General features: G+C 66.5%; 16 protein-coding genes, 1 other RNA gene and 1 pseudogene. 7 read left to right on the forward strand and 11 right to left on the reverse strand.

Annotated features, from left to right (window positions below; genetic code table 11):
- The 3 genes and pseudogenes from KBW98_RS03150 to KBW98_RS03160 form a co-directional block, all read right to left on the reverse strand.
- A pseudogene (locus KBW98_RS03150) lies at window positions 1-474 on the reverse strand (peptidase S8 and S53 subtilisin kexin sedolisin); the annotation flags it as partial.
- Window positions 471-1,136, reverse strand: coding sequence for a zf-HC2 domain-containing protein (locus KBW98_RS03155; protein ID WP_211518642.1), 666 nt, complete (start codon window positions 1,134-1,136; stop codon window positions 471-473). The gene KBW98_RS03155 and the pseudogene KBW98_RS03150, both read right to left, overlap by 4 nt.
- Entirely contained in the window at window positions 1,133-1,711 is a 579-nt protein-coding gene (locus tag KBW98_RS03160) for a sigma-70 family RNA polymerase sigma factor (RefSeq protein ID WP_211518643.1), read from the reverse strand. Before KBW98_RS03160 ends, KBW98_RS03155 begins: the two co-directional genes overlap by 4 nt.
- A gap of 321 nt (window positions 1,712-2,032) precedes the next feature.
- Between KBW98_RS03160 and KBW98_RS03165 the strand changes: the two genes are divergently transcribed.
- Window positions 2,033-3,115 (forward strand): S41 family peptidase, encoded by a 1,083-nt coding sequence (locus tag KBW98_RS03165; protein ID WP_211518644.1) that lies wholly within the window; start codon window positions 2,033-2,035, stop codon window positions 3,113-3,115.
- Between the two features lie 81 nt (window positions 3,116-3,196).
- Here KBW98_RS03165 and arfB read toward each other — a convergent pair whose 3' ends face one another.
- On the reverse strand, window positions 3,197-3,595 hold the full coding sequence (gene arfB, locus KBW98_RS03170) for an alternative ribosome rescue aminoacyl-tRNA hydrolase ArfB (RefSeq protein ID WP_211518645.1): 399 nt from the start codon (window positions 3,593-3,595) through the stop codon (window positions 3,197-3,199).
- A 95-nt stretch (window positions 3,596-3,690) separates the two neighbouring features.
- Between arfB and KBW98_RS03175 the strand changes: the two genes are divergently transcribed.
- Entirely contained in the window at window positions 3,691-4,122 is a 432-nt protein-coding gene (locus KBW98_RS03175) for a hypothetical protein (protein WP_211518646.1), read from the forward strand.
- A gap of 142 nt (window positions 4,123-4,264) precedes the next feature.
- Here KBW98_RS03175 and rpoH read toward each other — a convergent pair whose 3' ends face one another.
- The 4 genes from rpoH to ftsY all read right to left on the reverse strand — a co-directional run bounded on the left by rpoH (window position 4,265) and on the right by ftsY (window position 8,371).
- Window positions 4,265-5,155 carry an RNA polymerase sigma factor RpoH gene (rpoH, locus tag KBW98_RS03180; RefSeq protein ID WP_211518647.1) on the reverse strand — a complete coding sequence of 297 codons (891 nt, stop codon included), beginning with the start codon at window positions 5,153-5,155 and terminating at the stop codon, window positions 4,265-4,267.
- Between the two features lie 515 nt (window positions 5,156-5,670).
- Window positions 5,671-6,591 carry a permease-like cell division protein FtsX gene (gene ftsX, locus KBW98_RS03185; RefSeq protein ID WP_211518648.1) on the reverse strand — a complete coding sequence of 307 codons (921 nt, stop codon included), beginning with the start codon at window positions 6,589-6,591 and terminating at the stop codon, window positions 5,671-5,673.
- Complete coding sequence (locus KBW98_RS03190) at window positions 6,588-7,262, reverse strand: cell division ATP-binding protein FtsE (protein WP_211518649.1); 675 nt, start codon at window positions 7,260-7,262, stop codon at window positions 6,588-6,590. The genes ftsX and KBW98_RS03190 overlap by 4 nt, the downstream gene beginning before the upstream one ends.
- Before the next feature lie 11 nt (window positions 7,263-7,273).
- Window positions 7,274-8,371, reverse strand: a complete 1,098-nt coding sequence (ftsY, locus tag KBW98_RS03195) for a signal recognition particle-docking protein FtsY (RefSeq protein WP_211518650.1) — start codon at window positions 8,369-8,371, stop codon at window positions 7,274-7,276.
- 243 nt (window positions 8,372-8,614) lie between these two features.
- Here ftsY and KBW98_RS03200 point away from each other — a divergent pair, with 243 nt between their 5' ends.
- Complete coding sequence (locus KBW98_RS03200) at window positions 8,615-8,809, forward strand: hypothetical protein (RefSeq protein ID WP_211518651.1); 195 nt, start codon at window positions 8,615-8,617, stop codon at window positions 8,807-8,809.
- A 63-nt stretch (window positions 8,810-8,872) separates the two neighbouring features.
- Here KBW98_RS03200 and KBW98_RS03205 read toward each other — a convergent pair whose 3' ends face one another.
- Complete coding sequence (locus tag KBW98_RS03205; RefSeq protein ID WP_211518652.1) at window positions 8,873-10,576, reverse strand: thiamine pyrophosphate-binding protein; 1,704 nt, start codon at window positions 10,574-10,576, stop codon at window positions 8,873-8,875.
- 205 nt (window positions 10,577-10,781) lie between these two features.
- Here KBW98_RS03205 and KBW98_RS03210 point away from each other — a divergent pair, with 205 nt between their 5' ends.
- The 4 genes from KBW98_RS03210 (at window position 10,782) to glpK (ending at window position 13,975) form a co-directional block, all read left to right on the forward strand.
- On the forward strand, window positions 10,782-11,459 hold the full coding sequence (locus KBW98_RS03210) for a hypothetical protein (RefSeq protein WP_211518653.1): 678 nt from the start codon (window positions 10,782-10,784) through the stop codon (window positions 11,457-11,459).
- Window positions 11,460-11,465: 6 nt separating this feature from the next.
- Window positions 11,466-11,804: RNase P RNA component class A (gene rnpB, locus KBW98_RS03215), an RNA gene on the forward strand.
- 78 nt (window positions 11,805-11,882) lie between these two features.
- A complete protein-coding gene (locus KBW98_RS03220; RefSeq protein WP_211518654.1) occupies window positions 11,883-12,473 on the forward strand; it encodes a YdcF family protein in 591 nt (196 codons plus the stop codon).
- A gap of 14 nt (window positions 12,474-12,487) precedes the next feature.
- Window positions 12,488-13,975, forward strand: a complete 1,488-nt coding sequence (gene glpK, locus KBW98_RS03225; RefSeq protein ID WP_211518655.1) for a glycerol kinase GlpK — start codon at window positions 12,488-12,490, stop codon at window positions 13,973-13,975.
- 33 nt (window positions 13,976-14,008) lie between these two features.
- Here glpK and KBW98_RS03230 read toward each other — a convergent pair whose 3' ends face one another.
- Window positions 14,009-14,749 (reverse strand): PEP-CTERM sorting domain-containing protein, encoded by a 741-nt coding sequence (locus tag KBW98_RS03230; RefSeq protein WP_211518656.1) that lies wholly within the window; start codon window positions 14,747-14,749, stop codon window positions 14,009-14,011.
- 2 nt (window positions 14,750-14,751) lie between these two features.
- Window positions 14,752-16,290, reverse strand: a complete 1,539-nt coding sequence (locus tag KBW98_RS03235; protein ID WP_211518657.1) for a sorbosone dehydrogenase family protein — start codon at window positions 16,288-16,290, stop codon at window positions 14,752-14,754.
- Window positions 16,291-16,301: the final 11 nt, after the last annotated feature.

Below are 16,301 nucleotides of genomic sequence, written 5' to 3' on the forward strand. Positions count from 1 at the left end.
GCGGTGCAGCTCGGCCAGGCGCCAGGCGCGCGCCGCCGGCTGCAGGGGGAACAGCGGGTCGCCGCCACGCGGGCCGTCGAGGCCGTGGAACACCTCGACCGGCTGCGCCCATTGCACGCGCGGGTCGCGCGCCAGTGCGGCGATCACGGGCGCGAGCGGTTCCGCGCCCCGGTGTTCCATCACGAAGCAGTCGACGCCGATCACGGGCATGGGCCAGTTGCTGACCAGGACCAGGCCATGGGCGCGCGCCAGTTCCTGCGCGATCCGGCGCCGCGCGGCCTGGCCGCCGTCGTTCGGGTAACTGCTGCCATAGGCGGCGTCGGGGCGGTAGTGCTGGGGCGGCAGGCGCAGCATGACCAGCACCTGGCGCGCCGCCGCTTCCTGGGCGGCATCCCGGCCGTGCTGGTCCACCTCCGCCTGTGCCGGCGCATATAGCAGGAGGATGCCGAGGAGCGCGGCGAGCAAGGCCTTCACGGCTGTCTTCCTCCTTCCGGCGGTTCCGCCAAGGGTTCTGCCAACAGCACAGCCGGCTCGGCGCGCAGGCGCGCCAGCGCCGGCGCCAGCGCGCCGTCCGGCACGGCGGCCAGATAGCCGTCGGCCGCGGTCGGCCCACCGACGATGCGCACGCCGCTGGCGCGCGCAATGCGGCGCAGCTCGCGTTCCGGCATGTCGGGCTGGAACACCAGCACCAGGCTGGCCTGGCGCGGCGTCTCGGCGCCGAGCAGGCGATAGCTGTCGTCCGGGGAAGGCTGCGTCAGCAGCAGCCCGCCCAGCAGTGCGATGACCGCGAACTGGGCCGCGGCCAGCCGGCCCAGCCATCGGGCGTCGTTGGCGGCCAGCATTTGCCGCCAGCGCTCCAGAAGCGTGACGCGCGGCGGCGCAGGTGGCGCCGCGTCGAGGGCCGGCAGCAGGCGAGCCAGCGCGCGTTCCGGATCGCAGTCCGGGTCCGGCTGGCGTGCCGCCGCGCGCAGGCCGCGCAGCGCATCCAGCTCGGCGCGGCATTGTGCGCATGCATCCAGGTGGCGCTCGACCGCGCTGCGCTCGGCGCCGGCCAGGGTGCCGTTGAGCAGCCAGGGCAGGGCTTCCTGGGCCGCCCGGTGCGCGTCCTGTGTAGCCATGCCGGCATGCGGGTTCATGTGCGCTCCTCCAGTTGATCGGCCAGCAGCTGGGCCAGCCTGCGCCGCGCATGGAACAGCCGGGTCTTGACGGTGTTGACCGGGCAACTCATCACGTCGGCAATTTCCGCGTAGCCCATGTCATGGAAAAAGGTCAGCTGGAACACCGCGCGCTGGGCCAGGGGCAGGGTGTCGAGGGCGGCGTTCACGGCGTCGCCCAGGCGCAGCTGTTCGAACAGGCGCTCGGGCTGGCAGCCGGGTTCGCTTTCCCAGGCGTCCGGGCTGGCGTCGAGCGGCTCGTCGAGCGCGTGCAGGGCCTTGCAGGCTTTCCGGTAGGCGATCGCGAAGATCCAGGTCGAGGGCTTGCAACTGCCGTCGAAGGTCGCGGCTTTTTGCCAGACGGCCAGCATCGCATCGTTGGCGACCTCCTCGATCAGCTGGGCATTGCGCGTCATGCGGTGCAGGAAGCGCGCGATGCGCGGGAAGTAGAGCCGGTACAGGGATTCGAAGGCGCAGCGGTCCCCGCCCGCCGCCCGCCGCACCAGCCAGGCTTCGTCCGGTGTTGCCAGTTCCGTGTCGTGGTTCCGGCCGTTCACGCCTTGTGCGCTCCCGTGTTCTGCTCTTGTTTCCGGTGAATACCCCGCAGGCGGGGAAAAGTTCACGGAATGCCTTGATTCTCACACGGATCGGGATGCGCCGGTTCCTGGAACGCCTGACAGGTGCGCAACCGCCGGCGATGCGCTGACTCGTCGTCAGCATCACCCAAGCCCAGTCGCGCTCCTCGGGTTGGTATTTGATATTGCTATCAAATAGAAATTATTATGCTATTCTCAATCCACTTCTCTGCTTCATGGGTGAAGTAATCGTTCGCATTCCTAAGCATCATCGAACCTGCGCGTCACAATCAGAGGAAAAAAATGAAAAAGAAATGGATTGTCATACCGTCTTTGCTGGTGCTGGGCATGGCCAGCGCAGTCGCCGCACCACCTTCGCAACCGCTTCCCGGTGAAGAAAACCGCTCCGTATCGACGATGGTGGTCGATCGCGCGTTGCAGGTGGAGGTGATCGACGCGCTGGTAAAAAAATTGAACGATCACTATATTTTCCCCGACAAGGCCAAGCAAATCGAAACGGCGCTGCGCCAGCGCCAGCGGGAAGGCAAGTACGACGCCATGTCGGATGGCAAACAGTTTGCAATACAGCTCACGGATGACATGCGCGCCGTCGTTCGTGACCTGCACATGTCGGTATTTTTCAGCCCCAGGCCGGTTCCGGCCGACGATGCGGCCGGAGCGCCACCCGCGTCGCAAGCGGAGTGGGAGCAACGCGTCCCGGCCGACAAGCGCCAGGTCCTGCGCCAGATGGCGCACCGCAGCGTGGAACAGGTCGAACACCTGACGCCCAGGATCGGCTACCTGAAGGTGTCCGGTTTCCCGCCGGCTTTCCTCATGGCCGAAAGCTACGCCGCGGCGATGAACGAACTCGCCGATACCGACGGCCTCATCGTGGACCTGCGCAACAACGGCGGCGGCGGGGCGGACTCGGTTAGCTTACTGGTCAGCTATTTCGTCGACCAGCGCACACGTCTCAACGACATCTGGGATCGCGATACCGGCATCTCCACGCAGCATTGGACGCAAGACAAGCTCGACGGTAAACGCTATGGCGGCACGAAGCCGGTCGTCATCCTGGCCGCTGCCGGCACGAAGTCCGCTGGTGAAGACTTCGCCTATACGATGCAGGCCATGAAACGCGCCACGGTGGTCGGCGAGCGGACCTGGGGCGGCGCCCACCCCGCGCGCCCCTATCGGCTCAGCAAACATTTCCTTGCCGTGATACCCGACCGGCGCACGATCAGTCCGATTACCCAGACCAACTGGGAGGGCGTGGGCGTCATTCCGGACGTCGCGGCAAAACCGGACGATGCGCTTGCTGTGGCCAAGGACCTGCTGCAGCGCCGGCTTCACGGCAGCACCCCGACCGCCGCCGCGGGACAGTGATGCTGGGGACGCACCTCCCTGCGCCGGGCGGTGCGTCGATACCGCCAGCGCCCGCCTCAAGAGAAAGGCTGTCAGGCGCGCTTAGTCGCTGACCTTGCCGCGCAGGGCCTTGATCTGGCCGCTGCGGGTCTTGGCGTCGAGCCGGCGGCGCTGGGAGGCGCGGGTCGGCCGGGTAGGGCGGCGCACGGTCTCGACCACGGACGCCTTGTCGACCAGGGCCTGCAGGCGCGCCAGCGCGTCCAGCTTGTTCTGTTCCAGGCTGCGCGACTGCTGGGCCTTGATGACCAGTACGCCTTCCTGGGTGACGCGGGCGTCGCGCATTTCGAGCAGGCGCGTCTTGACGGCATCCGGCAGCGAGGACGCGCCGATGTCGAAGCGCGCGTGGACCGCGCACGAGACCTTGTTCACGTTCTGGCCGCCCGGTCCCTGGGCCCTGATCGCGCTGAACGCCACTTCCTCTGGCTTGATCGTGACTGTCATGTTGTCGAGAGATACTCCTCGCTTGTTGCGTGGCGCTGCCTATACTCAAAGTAGCCTGATCGGTGCGATCCGGCCTTCTATGTCAGGGGGATGTCATGAAACGCATATTCATTGTCGCGGCGCTGGGCGCATTGCTGGTGGCGCCCGCCGTGACCGCACAAACCAGCCAGCCCGAGGTGCGCGTCAGCGCCAGCGCGCCGCGTATGGTCCAGCCCGGACTAGGCAATATCTGGTACGAGGAATTCGACATGGTCAAGGGCGATTATGCCCTGTCGAACGGCAAGGCCATGCAGCTTAGCATGTGGGGCAACCGCATGTACGCGAACATCGACGGCATGGGCAGGACGCAGCTGGTGGCGCTCTCGCCGTATTCCTTCGTCTCGCGCGACCAGCAGCTACGGATCGAGATCGCGGATCCGTCGCTGTCGGCTTCCACCCGGCTCGATGCCCTGGTCATGATGCCGGCGCGCTTCGCCGGACGCGATGCGGGGCCGGGAGAGTTCGTTACCTTGGTGGCGCAACGCTAGACAAGCGGATGTCACGGCCACTAGCTCAAAAACGTCATCCCCGCGGAGGCGGGGACCCAATTCAGCAAGCGTCGCGATAACGCTGGCAGAACTTGGGTCCCCGCCTGCGCGGGGATGACGGGGTTATGGGCGTATCCGTGCTTTACATATAAGCCGTCAACGCACCCTTCATCTTCTTCAGCGCAGCCGATTCGATCTGGCGGATACGCTCGGCCGACACGCCAAACTCCTCGGCCAGCGTGTGCAGGGTCGCGCCCGAGCCGTCGTCGTTGGCCAGCCAGCGCGCTTCGACGATGCGGCGCGAACGCGGGTCCAGCTTCGACAGCGCGGTCTCCAGGCCTTCCGACTGCAGGCGCGTGACTTCGCCCGCTTCGATGACCTTGGTCGGCTCGTCCAGGTCCGAGGACAGGTAGGCGATCGGCGAGAACTTGTCGTCCTCGTCGTCGGTCGGCGATTCGAGAGCGATGTCGCGGCCCGACAGGCGGGTTTCCATCTCGATCACTTCCTCGCGCTTGACGTCGAGCATCTTGGCCAATTCGTCGACCTGGGCCGGCGACATGGCGTCCAGGCTGGTCTTGTTGCTGCGCAGGTTGAAGAACAGCTTGCGCTGGGCCTTGGTGGTCGCCACCTTGACCAGGCGCCAGTTCTTCAGGATGTATTCATGCATCTCGGCCTTGATCCAGTGCATCGCGTACGACACCAGGCGCACGCCCTGGTTCGGGTCGAAACGCTTCACGGCCTTCATCAGGCCGATATTGCCTTCCTGGATCAGGTCGGCGTGCGGCAGGCCATAGCCCAGGTAGCCGCGCGCGATCGAGACCACCAGGCGCAGGTGCGAGAGCACCAGCTTCTGTGCGGCGTCGAGATCGTTATTGTCCTGCAGCCGCTTTGCCAGCGAGATCTCTTCGTCATGGGTCAGCATCGGCAGGCGGTTGACGGCCGAGATGTAGGCGTCGATATTGCCAAGATTGCCGGTGAAACCGAGTCCCAGAGCACGACTGCCGGCCGGAACCAATGCGGATTGTGCGGACATATTCATTTCCCTCTTAGTGATCCTGCTGCATCCACCGTGCCACCGATAATTGCTGAGTGGCAGTTCTATTACGGTTTGTTACGGATGCGTTTCTCTTGAAATCTGACTTTCCTTAGCTCATATATTAGCACTCTCCCGAGGTGAGTGCTAGCAACACCCCCGGTGTTTAAGACTTGCTAAAGTATTGCCTTAGAGCATCAAACTGCCGTCGGTTCCACTGTAGAGCAGGAACCGGCTATCCGATTGATTCAGCGCATACGAGCGCGGGAAAGAGCTGGAGTTTTTGCGTTCAGCGACAGGTTAAGGGCGCAGGCCGGGCGCCTCTGTTGGCTGCCGCACCTTGGGATGGCGCGGCGTGTAGGAGAATTTCGCGTGTTTGCGTAGGGAGGGACGGCTAAGCCATAAGAATGAGGCTGGTTGCGCGATGTTTCAAGGGCTGCTTGAATGCGTCGGCAGCAGAGCTGCCGACGCTACCGTAGGGTTGGCGGCTCCGCCGCCGACGCGTTCAACTGACCTCAGCGCACCCGCGCCAAGTGCCGCTGCACCGACAGCAGCGCCCCAATCAGTCCCAGCCCGGCGCTGATGGCCAGCAGCCCGGCTACCTCCAGCGCGCCCAAGGGCAGCAGCTGGAAATTCGACGCATACAGCCTGGCGAAGGCCAGGATCGCCTCGTTCAACGGCAGCAGCGCCGCCGCCACCACGCCCAGGGCCACCGCCCCGGCGCACAGGCCGAGCAGGGCGCCCGTGTAGTAGAAGGGCCGGTGGATGAAGTTGTCGGTCGCGCCCAGCAGCTTGGACACGGCGATCTCTTCCTTCTGGGTCAGCACCTGCAGGCGGATGGTATTGAACACCACCGCGATCACGACCACGCCGAGGGTCGCAGCCAGCAGCAGCAGGGCCAGGCGCAGCACGCCCAGCAGGGCGGCCAGGCGCTTGACCCAGCTCGAGTCGACCTGCACCGACTCCACCCCCGGCAGCGCGCGCAGGCGCTCGGCAATGCCGTCGACCTGTTCGGCCGCGCCGGCGCTGGCGAAGCCCTCCAGCTTGATCACATAGCTGTCCGGCAGCGGGTTCTCGCCGAGCGTGTCGATCACGTCGCCCAGGCCGCCGCGGTCCTTGAGCGAAGCGAGGGCGTCCTCGCGCGGCACGAAAACGATGCTGGGTTTCCCTTTGCCGGCGATGGCGCGGATCTGCGGCGCCAGCGCCTGGGCGCTGGCGCGCGGCGTCTCTGCTTCCATGAACAGGCTGATTTCCGGATCGACCGACAGCTGCTCGGACAGGGGGCGCACGTTGTCGAGCAGGGTGATGCCGGCGAAGGGCAGGGTCAGGGCCAGGGCCACGACCAGCACGTTGAACAGGAAGCTGCCGGGCGACTTGCGCACCGTGGACAGCGCGGCGCCGAGGGCGAAGCCGTGTTGGCGGATCCACGGGCTCATGCGGCACCTCCAGGGCGGGCCGGGTGAACCAGATTGCCATGCTCGAGCCGGATCACGCGCCCGGCCGCGTCGAGCACCTGCTCGTCGTGGGTCGAGATCACGCAGGTCACGCCGGCGGCATGGAAGGCGCGCAGGGCGTCGATCACCTTGTCGGCCGCCACGCGGTCGAGGTTGGCGGTCGGCTCGTCGGCCAGGATGATCTGCGGGCGGTTGACGATGGCGCGCGCCACCGCCACCCGCTGCTGCTCGCCGCCGGACAGTTCAAGCGGCATGGCCTTGGCGCGCTCGAGCAGCCCGACCTTGTCGAGCGCGGCGCGGGCGCGGCCCTCGGCCTGGGACTTCGGCGCGCCGGTCACCAGGAGCGGCAGCATCACGTTGGCCAGGATGTGGCGGTCGTTGAGCAGGCGCTGCTGCTGGAAGATCAGCCCGAGGTTGCGGCGCAGGAAGGGAATGCCGGCCTTGTTGATGCGGCCGATGTCCTGGCCGTTCACCAGCACCTTGCCGCTGCTGGGCCGCTCGACGGCGGCCACCATCTTCATGAGGGTCGACTTGCCGGCGCCGGAGGGGCCGGCCAGGTAGACCAGCTCGCCCTTGGCGATGTTGAGCGACACGTCGCGCAGCGCGTAGGCGTCATGGGAGTACTGTTTGGAAACAGACTGGAATTCGATCATGGGTGGTTCGCTTAGCCGAGCAGCGCTTCGACGAATTCTTCCGCGTTGAAGGGTTGGAGGTCGTCGAGCTTCTCGCCCACGCCGATGAAGTACACCGGAATCGGACGGGTGCGCGCGATCGCGGCCAGCACGCCGCCCTTGGCGGTGCCGTCCAGCTTGGTGACGATCAGGCCGGTCAGCTGCAGGGCGTCGTCGAAGGCCTTCACCTGGGCCAGGGCGTTCTGCCCGGTGTTGCCGTCGATGACCAGCAGGGTCTCGTGCGGTGCACTGTCCATGCCCTTGCCGATGACGCGCTTGATCTTCTTGAGTTCTTCCATCAGGTGCAGCTGGGTCGGCAGGCGGCCGGCGGTGTCGACCATGACCACGTCGACGCCGCGCGCCTTGCCGGATTGCACCGCGTCGAAGGCGACCGCGGCCGGGTCGCCCGAGGCCTGCGAGATCACGGTGACGTTGTTGCGCTGGCCCCAGACCATCAGCTGCTCGCGCGCGGCGGCGCGGAAGGTGTCGCCGGCGGCCAGCAGCACCGACTGCTCGAAGCGCTGCATGTGCTTGGCCAGCTTGCCGATGGTGGTGGTCTTGCCGGCGCCGTTGACGCCCGCGATCATCATCACCAGCGGGTCGTGGCGGCCCAGTTCCAGCGGCTTCTGCAGCGGCTGCAGCAGTTCGACCAGCAGTTCCTTGAGCGCGTTCTTGACGGCCGCCGCGTCCAGCAGCTTCTCGTCCTTGACCTTGCGGCGCAGCGAGTCCAGCAGGTGCTGGGTGGCGTCCATGCCGGCGTCCGACATCAGCAGCGCGGCTTCGAGTTCCTCGTACAGGTCCTCGTCGATGCGGGCGCCGACGAAGAGCAGCGACAGGTTGCTCGAGGTCTTGGACAGGCCGGCCTTCAGGCGCGTCATCCAGGAGCGTTTCTTTTCGGCCTCGGTGGTGGGACGTTCGGCGGTTTCCGGGAACAGTTCGCCGTCCTGCAGTGCTGCGGGAAGCGGCGCCGATGCCGGGACAGGTGCGGGGGCAGGGGTGGGAGCAGGCGCAGGCTCGGCCTGCACGACCGGGGCGGGCGCTTGCACTTCCGGCGTATCCGGCGCTTTTTTTCTCTTGAAGAAGCTAAACATAGTCTGGTGGCGGGGGGCTGCATGCGGCGCCAGGGTGCGGCGCGATGAAAAAAGTAGCGAATATTTTACCAGAGCAGCAATACACCCCACTGCGCGTTCCCACGCGCCGCAGCGGCCACGGTTTCGTGTCGTCAATCTGTCATCAAATCGTCACAGCTCAACAGTGCGAGACTGGAAAAACGGACGCGGCTGATATACAGTGAGACCCAGAGAGAAACCAACAGATAAAATCGGGGTTTAACCGTGAAAATCACGAACTTCCTGAAGCGCCTGGTGTTCGGTGACAACGCCCTCGAAGGCAACGCCGCTACCCTGCGCAATATCGTCGTCTGGGCTTTCATCGCCCTGGTCGCGCTGTTCCTGACCCATCCGGAACAGGCCAGTTTCTTCGATCAACCGATTCCCCTTCCAGCCGAGCTCGGCCTGGAACAGAACTGATCCGGCTCCCGCACGTGAAACCGGCCGCTGTGCGCGGCCGGCTTGCTTCGCTTACTTCGTCGTTTACTTCTTCGCTTTCGCCGCTTCCGCCGCCTTGCGGATGGTGTCCAGGGTCGCGTTCGGCGTGATCAGGTTGCCGTCGTAGCGCAGCTCGATCAGGGCCGGCAGCTTGTGCTCGTTGGCATGGGCCAGGGCGCGGCGCAGCGCCGGTCCAAATTCCTCCGTCGTTTCCACCACTTCACCATGGCCGCCGTAGGCGCGCGCCAGCGCGGCGAAGTCCGGGTTGTGCAGGCCGGTGCCGGAGACGCGGCCCGGGTATTCGCGTTCCTGGTGCATGCGGATGGTGCCGAACATGCCGTTGTTGAACAGCAGGATCACGACGCCCGCGCCGTACTGCACCGCCGTCGCCAGTTCCTGGCCGTTCATCATGAACTCGCCGTCGCCGGCGAAGGTCACCACGGTGCGTTCCGGCTGCACGATCTTGGCCGCCACGCCGGACGGCACGCTATAGCCCATCGCGCCGCTGGTCGGCGCCAGCTGGGTGCGCATGGCGCCGTAGCGGTAGAAGCGGTGCGCCCACGAGGCGTAGTTGCCGGCGCCATTGGTAATGATGGCGTCGCGCGGCAGCTGGGCCATCAGCTCCTGCATCATCTGCCACAGGTCGAGCGGAGCATTGCCCTCCTTGAAGATGGGCGGCTGGGCCTGGTAAGCGGCCAGCTCGGCCTTCGCCTCGGCGACACTGTCCTTCCATGCGGCTGCGTCGACCGGCTCCATCGCGGCCAGCATGGCGCAGGCCTGCTGCATGCCGCTGGCGACCATCAGTTCGCCCTGGTAGACGCTGCCCAGTTCCTCCGGGTCCGGATGAAAGTGGACCAGGCGCTGCTGCGGCACCGGCGAAGACAGCAGCGAATAGCCGCTGGTGGTCATCTCGCCCAGGCGCGGGCCGAGGGCGATCAGGAGGTCGGCGTCCTTGACGCGCGCGGCCAGCTTGGGATTGATGCCGATGCCGACGTCGCCCACGTAGTTCGGGTGGGCGTTATCCAGCAGGTCCTGGAAGCGGAAGGCGCAGGCCACCGGCAGGTGGTTGGCTTCGGCAAACTGGCGCAGGTCGGCGCAGGCCTGGTCGTTCCAGGTATGGCCGCCCAGCAGCACCAGCGGACGGCGGCTTTCGGCCAGCATGGCGCGCAATTGGCCGATCTGCGCGGCGGACGGCGAGCCCTGGACCGGCTGGTAGGGGCGGGTGTCGGCCACTGCGGCCTTCGACACCAGCATGTCTTCCGGCAGCGCCAGCACCACCGGGCCCGGACGGCCGCTGGTGGCCACCTGGAAGGCGCGCGCCATGTATTCGGGAATGCGGTCGGCGCGGTCGATCTGGGCCACCCACTTGGCCATCTGGCCGAACATGCGGCGGTAGTCGATTTCCTGGAAGGCTTCGCGGTCGGTGAAGTCGTTGCCGACCTGGCCGATGAACAGGATCATCGGGGTCGAGTCCTGGTAGGCGGTATGCACGCCGATCGAGGCGTTGGTGGCGCCCGGGCCGCGGGTGACGAAGCAGATGCCCGGCTTGCCGGTGAGCTTGCCGTAGGCCTCGGCCATGAACGCCGCGCCCCCTTCCTGGCGGTTGATCACGAAGCGGATATCCGAGTCGTGCAGCGCGTCGAGCACATCGAGGTAGCTTTCGCCCGGCACGCCGAAGGCGGTGTCCACGCCGTGGATGTGGAGCGCATCGACCAGGATCTGGCCGCCGGTACGGGAAGGGTGCGTCATGGTTCGGTCATCCTTGTTGGTTTGCTATCCGGGCATTCTATGTGAGCTCGTCCGGAGCGGCTTTTGAAATGGCGACATCAAATTTCAGAAAAGCCGGTCGTTTTCGCCGCTCCCCTCCCATTCTTGATAGGCGCTGGCGAATGCTTTCGACTTCGCAGCGCAAATGCTCTAATCTTGACGAATTTACATCTTTCGGAGCCTTGCCATGCAGAATGCGACTCGCCGCCGCCTGTTGGGATTGTTGGCCTTGCTGGGCGCCGGGAGCGCGCTGGCCCAAGCGCCCGCGCCGGCGCCCGTCAGGGTCTACCTGGTGCCGCTCGACGATTTCTCCGAATACCTGGCGGGGAACATGGCGAAGCAGTTGCAGCAGGAGCTGGGCATCAAGGTGAGTCCCTCGATGCGCCTGGCGCCGCTGGCGCTCCAGAACCTGCCCGAGACGAATCAGGTTGCGGGTGAGGACGTGCTGACCCTGGCGACCGAGGCCTCGGCGCGCCTGCCGAACCTGGATGCGTCGACCTACCGGGTCTTCCTGACCATGCGCGACATCAATGCCAAGGCGGGCGACTTCCGCTTCCAGTTCTCGATGCACCAGCCCGAGCTGAACAGCTCGGTGGTCTCGATGGCGCGCCTGCTCGAGCCGGGCGCCAGCCGCTACCACCCGACCGAGCGCGCCGCCCAGCGCATGTTCAAGATGGTCAAGCGGGCCGTCGGCGAGCTGCACCTCGGCTGGCGCCGTTCGACCGACCCCAACGACCTGATGTATGCGCCCCTGATGGGCGTGGTCGACATCGACATGCTCGGCCTCGACCACCGCCTGGTGGGCGGCGAAACCACACCGGTGGCCGCCAATGCTGGGAGCGCGGCTCCCCATCGGGTACAATGATGCCGTGAAGCAGGCCAGACAGTCGCTGGTCCTCATCTTCGGGTGAGGGCGGGAGGAAGGTCCGGACTCCACAGAGCGGGGTGACGGTTAACGGCCGTCCGCTGAAAGCCGCAAGGTATAAGGCGAGGAATAGGGCCACAGAGACGAGCGTATTCAGTTACGGTGAAACGCGGTAACCTCCACCTGGAGCAATTCCAAATAGGCACGCGTTGATGTTGCTCGCGGAGCGTGCGGGTAGGAAGCTTGAGCGCTGGAGTAATCCAGCGCCTAGAGGAATGGCTGTCATAGGGGCGTCCCGCAAGGGAGACCACTACACAGAATCCGGCCTATCGGCCTGCTTTACTTGAATTCATCTGCATGGCGCCGCCAGGACGTGATGCCGGGACCGCCATGTTTGCCCGGCTGACGACTGATCGAGGCGCCATGTCCCCCACCGAACTGCAGCGCATCGCCGACTACATGATGCCGGTCTTTCCGGCATCACCTTCCGACCTCGGCTTCCTCTTTGGAACCCGGCACGGTGTTCCCGAATTTTGCGATGCGGCTACTGGGCTCTGGCGCCAGGGCATGTTTCGCCGACTGCTGGTCTCCGGCGGGCGCACCCGCGGCCTGCCCGACAGCGAAGCCGACGTCATCGCCGCCGAGCTGCTGCGCCGGGGCGTCCCCGAATCGGCCTTGATCCTCGAGACCGCCGCCACCAATACCGGCGAAAACGTGCGCTTCGGCCGTGCCCGGGTCGCAGAGGTGATGGATCTCGCCGACATCGGCAGCATCCTCGTCATCGGCAAGATCTGCTCGACCCGGCGCTACCTCATGACCCTGCAACGGCATTGGCCGGGATTGCGCATGTCGGTCTGCCCCGTGAATTATTTCGGCGTGCCGCCCGAGCGCTGGCACGAGGACGAGGTCTTCCGCAGCCGCGTGCTGGGAGAATTCGGCAAGATTCCAGGCTATCTGGAGCAGGGCTACCTGCACGAGATAGGGGATATGCCGGCCGTCTTCACTACGTCTTGACGCCAGGAGAAACGATGGACCGCTTCATCCTCGCCCTCGACCAGGGCACCACCAGTTCGCGCGCGATCGTGTTCGACCACGCGGGCCTGCCGGTCGCCAGCTGCCAGCGCGAATATCCCCAGCATTTTCCCCAGCCCGGCTGGGTCGAGCACGATCCTCTCGACATCTGGCAGAGCCAGCTTGCCTGCGCGCGCGAGGCCCTGCGCCAGGCGAAGCTCCAGCCGAACCAGCTCGCCGCCATCGGCATCGCCAACCAGCGCGAGACCACGGTCCTGTGGGACCGCGCCAGCGGCGAAGCCCTGGCGCCCGCCATCGTCTGGCAGGACCGCCGCACCGCCGACGCCTGCGACCGCCTGCGCGCGGCTGGGAAGGCGTCCACCATCCAGGAACGCACCGGCCTCGAGCTCGACGCCTATTTTTCCGCCACCAAGCTGCAATGGCTGCTGGACCACGTGCCGGGCGCGCGCGCACGCGCCGAGCGCGGCGAGCTGGCCTTCGGCACCGTCGACAGCTGGCTGGTGTTCCGCCTGTGCGGACGCCATGTGACCGACGCCAGCAACGCCTCGCGCACGATGCTGTTCAACATCCACACGCTGCGCTGGGACGAGGAGCTGCTGGACCTGTTCGCGATTCCGAAAGCCGTGCTGCCGGAAGTCGTGGCCAGTTCCGAAGTCGTCGGACTGGCTGCCGATGAATGGTTCGGCCACCCGGTCCCGATCGCCGGCATCGCGGGCGACCAGCAGGCCGCCACCTTCGGCCAGGCCTGCCACCGCAAGGGGCTGGTCAAGAACACCTACGGCACCGGCTGCTTCATGCTGATGCACGCGGGCGACCGGCCGCCGGTCTCGCATAACCGCCTGCTGGCCACCGTGGGCTGGACCGTCAATGGCGCCACCGACTACCTGCTCGAGGGCAGCGTGTTCATGGGCGGCGCGACGGTGCAGTGGCTGCGCGACGGCCTGGGCATCATCAGGCACTCGGCGGACGTCGAGCCGCTGGCGCTGAGCGTGCCAGACAGCGGCGGCGTAATGCTGGTGCCGGCCTTTACCGGCCTGGGCGCGCCGCACTGGGACCCCTATGCGCGCGGCGCCATCGTCGGCATGACGCGCGGCACCAGCGCCGCCCACATCGCGCGCGCCGCGGTCGAGGCCATCGCCTACCAGAGCGCCGAGCTGCTGGACGCGATGCGCAAGGACGCCGCCTGCGCCGTCACCGAGATGCGTGCCGACGGCGGCGCGGCGCGCAACGACATGCTGATGCAGTTCCAGGCCGACCTGCTCGGCATTCCCGTGCTGCGGCCGCGCGTGACCGAGACCACGGCGCTGGGCGCGGCCTACCTGGCCGGCCTGGCGGTCGGCTTCTGGGAGTCGCGCGAGGACATCGCGCGCCAATGGCAAGTGGACCGGCGCTACGAACCGGCCATGGGGGAAGCGGAGCGCGCCGAACGCCTGGCGCGCTGGGCGAAGGCGGTCGCGCATGCGAAGGACTGGGCGGCGCCGTGATGGCGCGCGGGAAGCCGCCCAGCTTGCGCTCCCTTACAGCCGCAGGAGGCGCCGGCGCTGCAGCGTGGCGGCCGCCATGCCGGCCAGGAGCAGCATGACGGGCGCCGGTTCCGGCACTTCGATCGGACCGATGGTCTCGATCGCCACGTTGTCGACGCCGAAGTTGAAGATGTTGACGTTGTCGACCTCGGCGAAGCGCAGCCGCAGGGCCGTGTTCAGGTTGGCGTTGACCAGGCTGGTGATGTCGACCTCGATGTGGGTATAGCCGGAGATGAGTGCGTCGCCGGGATTGGTCTGGAAGGCGTTCAGCAGCAGGTCCGCCCCCAGGCTGAAGGGATCGCCGCCCGCGAGCAGGATGTCGACGCGCGCCTGCTGGTTCAGTTCGGGCGTGGCGAACTCGAGGCTGGGCAGGGAGGGCAGGTAGAAGTCCTGGGCCAGGTTGCCGATGAACAGGTCGAAGCTGAGGGTCGCCAGGCTGACCTGCTCCGTTTGCACGAAGTCCTGGTAGAGCACATGGCTGCCCGGACCCTGCGCGTCCGTCATCGCGGCCTGGACCCCTTCCGGCGGGGGCGGGACCGTGATGCCGTTGACCGGGCTGGCCGTGCCGGACTGGATCAGGAAGCCGCCGTCGCTCCCGACCAGGTCGGCGCGGGTCCAGTTCGTGAATCCTGCTTCGAAGCCGCCGTTAACGATCGGCGCGGCATGGGCGGGCAGGACGAGGCAGGCGCATACGGCGGCAAGCCCGGCGGCGAAACGCTGGAGTAAGCTCATCATTGTCATCTCCTCAGGGAAGCGGTGGCGCGGCTGATGCGGTAGACGAGTCCGTCGGTCAGGGACACGACGTAGAGGCTGCCGTCCGGTCCTTGCTCGATCGCGGGCGTAATGCCGAAACCCTTGCCGATTAACAGGGATTCGCTCTCCGCCGGATCGAACTTGAGCGCGTTGTCGGCGACCTTGTCGGCCAGGCGGGGATCGGCGCCCACGTCGACCGCCAGCCGGTTGGGCGTCAATCTGAAACGGTAGAGGCTGCCGCCGCTGCCGCCGACCTGCTGGAAGCTGCGCGCCGAGCCTATCCACAGGCTGCCGTCATACTCGGGCCCGAGCGCTGCGCCCTTCACGAAACTGGTGCCGGAGGGGCCGACCTCGTAGCGCCAGCTGAACTGGGGATCGGCATAGGCTGCGCCCGGCAACATGAACATGCGCGCCAGCGCCAGGTTGGGGGTGTAGGCGATCCGGGTCGGCGGATAGCGCCTTTGCTGCAGCGAACTATTGAACTGCGTGGTCTCGATCTGCTTGAATTGCGCGAAGCGGCTCAGCGGCCCCATGGCCTGGATCCAGCCGCCGTTCATGCCCGCGACCACCCGATTGAGTTCGCTGAACGCATCGTCGGCGTTCTCGGTCAGCCACAGGTAGGGGCTGTAGGGATCGAAGGCCATGCCGAAGCCGTTGCGGTGACCGTAAGAGAACACGGTCTGGATCATGGCTCCCACTTCGCCGCCCGTCGCCGCGCCGGCGGCGAAGAAGGGATTGTCAGGCGGCGTAGTGCCATCGTCGTTCAGGCGCTGGACCACGCCGGACAGGTGGGCGTTGTCGGGCTGGGGGCCGCCGTAGGTATCGTCGACGAAGGGGGCGGTCAGGAAGGGACCATTGGGCAGGTTCTGCATCTGCCCGCGCCGGCCGAGGTCGCCCGTGAACACGTACAGCTTGCCGTCCGGGCCGAAGCGCAAGGGGCCGCCGTTATGGTTACCTTGTTCCTGCGCGTTGGCCGTGTCGGGATGGCCCGGGACCGGAATGTTGTCGGTTTGCCGGGCGCGCAGGCGCAGCGTCTTGAAGTTGGGATCGCGGGTCAGGAAGGAACCGTTCCAGATGAAGCGGTCGACGCGGTTGCCCAGCAGCGCCACGTCGCCCACGGCGGTGCTGTCGGTCCCGCTCGCACTCTCGGTCCAGCGCAGGTAGACGAAGGGCAGGGCTGGGAAGTTGGGGTGCAGGGCGATGGCGAGCAAACCGCGTTCCGAGTTCGAATTGACCGCCAGGTCGAGGACGGGCAGGGGTTGCAGCACACCATTGATCGCCCGCTTGACCTGGCCGCTTGCCTTTTCCAGGATCAGGGCGTCGTCCGGGCCGATGAAGGCGATTCCGATGGGCTGGGCGAGTCCCTGGCCAGGGCCCACGTAGGTCGCGACTTGCAGGTTGGGATCGAGTATCTGGACCGGAATCGAATCCGCCGCGGCGAAGGGGGCGGCGAGGCCGAGCAGGATGGGCGGCAGAAAGAGCGGAATGCGCCTGCCGTGGCGCTTGGCGCGTGAAGTGGACATCGTGATCCTCC

It is taken from the genome of Massilia sp. ST3 (assembly GCF_018119405.1).
Taxonomy (GTDB): domain Bacteria; phylum Pseudomonadota; class Gammaproteobacteria; order Burkholderiales; family Burkholderiaceae_D; genus Telluria.

Excerpts from the sequence above, each read along its gene's own strand:
- KBW98_RS03155 (WP_211518642.1), bottom strand. The coding sequence starts at position 1,136 with ATGAACCCGCATGCCGGCATGGCTACACAGGACGCGCACCGGGCGGCC.
- KBW98_RS03165 (WP_211518644.1), top strand. The coding sequence starts at position 2,033 with ATGAAAAAGAAATGGATTGTCATACCGTCTTTGCTGGTGCTGGGCATG.
- arfB (WP_211518645.1), bottom strand. The coding sequence starts at position 3,595 with ATGACAGTCACGATCAAGCCAGAGGAAGTGGCGTTCAGCGCGATCAGG.
- KBW98_RS03175 (WP_211518646.1), top strand. The coding sequence starts at position 3,691 with ATGAAACGCATATTCATTGTCGCGGCGCTGGGCGCATTGCTGGTGGCG.
- rpoH (WP_211518647.1), bottom strand. The coding sequence starts at position 5,155 with ATGTCCGCACAATCCGCATTGGTTCCGGCCGGCAGTCGTGCTCTGGGA.
- ftsX (WP_211518648.1), bottom strand. The coding sequence starts at position 6,591 with ATGAGCCCGTGGATCCGCCAACACGGCTTCGCCCTCGGCGCCGCGCTG.
- KBW98_RS03190 (WP_211518649.1), bottom strand. The coding sequence starts at position 7,262 with ATGATCGAATTCCAGTCTGTTTCCAAACAGTACTCCCATGACGCCTAC.
- ftsY (WP_211518650.1), bottom strand. The coding sequence starts at position 8,371 with ATGTTTAGCTTCTTCAAGAGAAAAAAAGCGCCGGATACGCCGGAAGTG.
- KBW98_RS03205 (WP_211518652.1), bottom strand. The coding sequence starts at position 10,576 with ATGACGCACCCTTCCCGTACCGGCGGCCAGATCCTGGTCGATGCGCTC.
- KBW98_RS03210 (WP_211518653.1), top strand. The coding sequence starts at position 10,782 with ATGCAGAATGCGACTCGCCGCCGCCTGTTGGGATTGTTGGCCTTGCTG.
- KBW98_RS03220 (WP_211518654.1), top strand. The coding sequence starts at position 11,883 with ATGTCCCCCACCGAACTGCAGCGCATCGCCGACTACATGATGCCGGTC.
- glpK (WP_211518655.1), top strand. The coding sequence starts at position 12,488 with ATGGACCGCTTCATCCTCGCCCTCGACCAGGGCACCACCAGTTCGCGC.
- KBW98_RS03230 (WP_211518656.1), bottom strand. The coding sequence starts at position 14,749 with ATGATGAGCTTACTCCAGCGTTTCGCCGCCGGGCTTGCCGCCGTATGC.
- KBW98_RS03235 (WP_211518657.1), bottom strand. The coding sequence starts at position 16,290 with ATGTCCACTTCACGCGCCAAGCGCCACGGCAGGCGCATTCCGCTCTTT.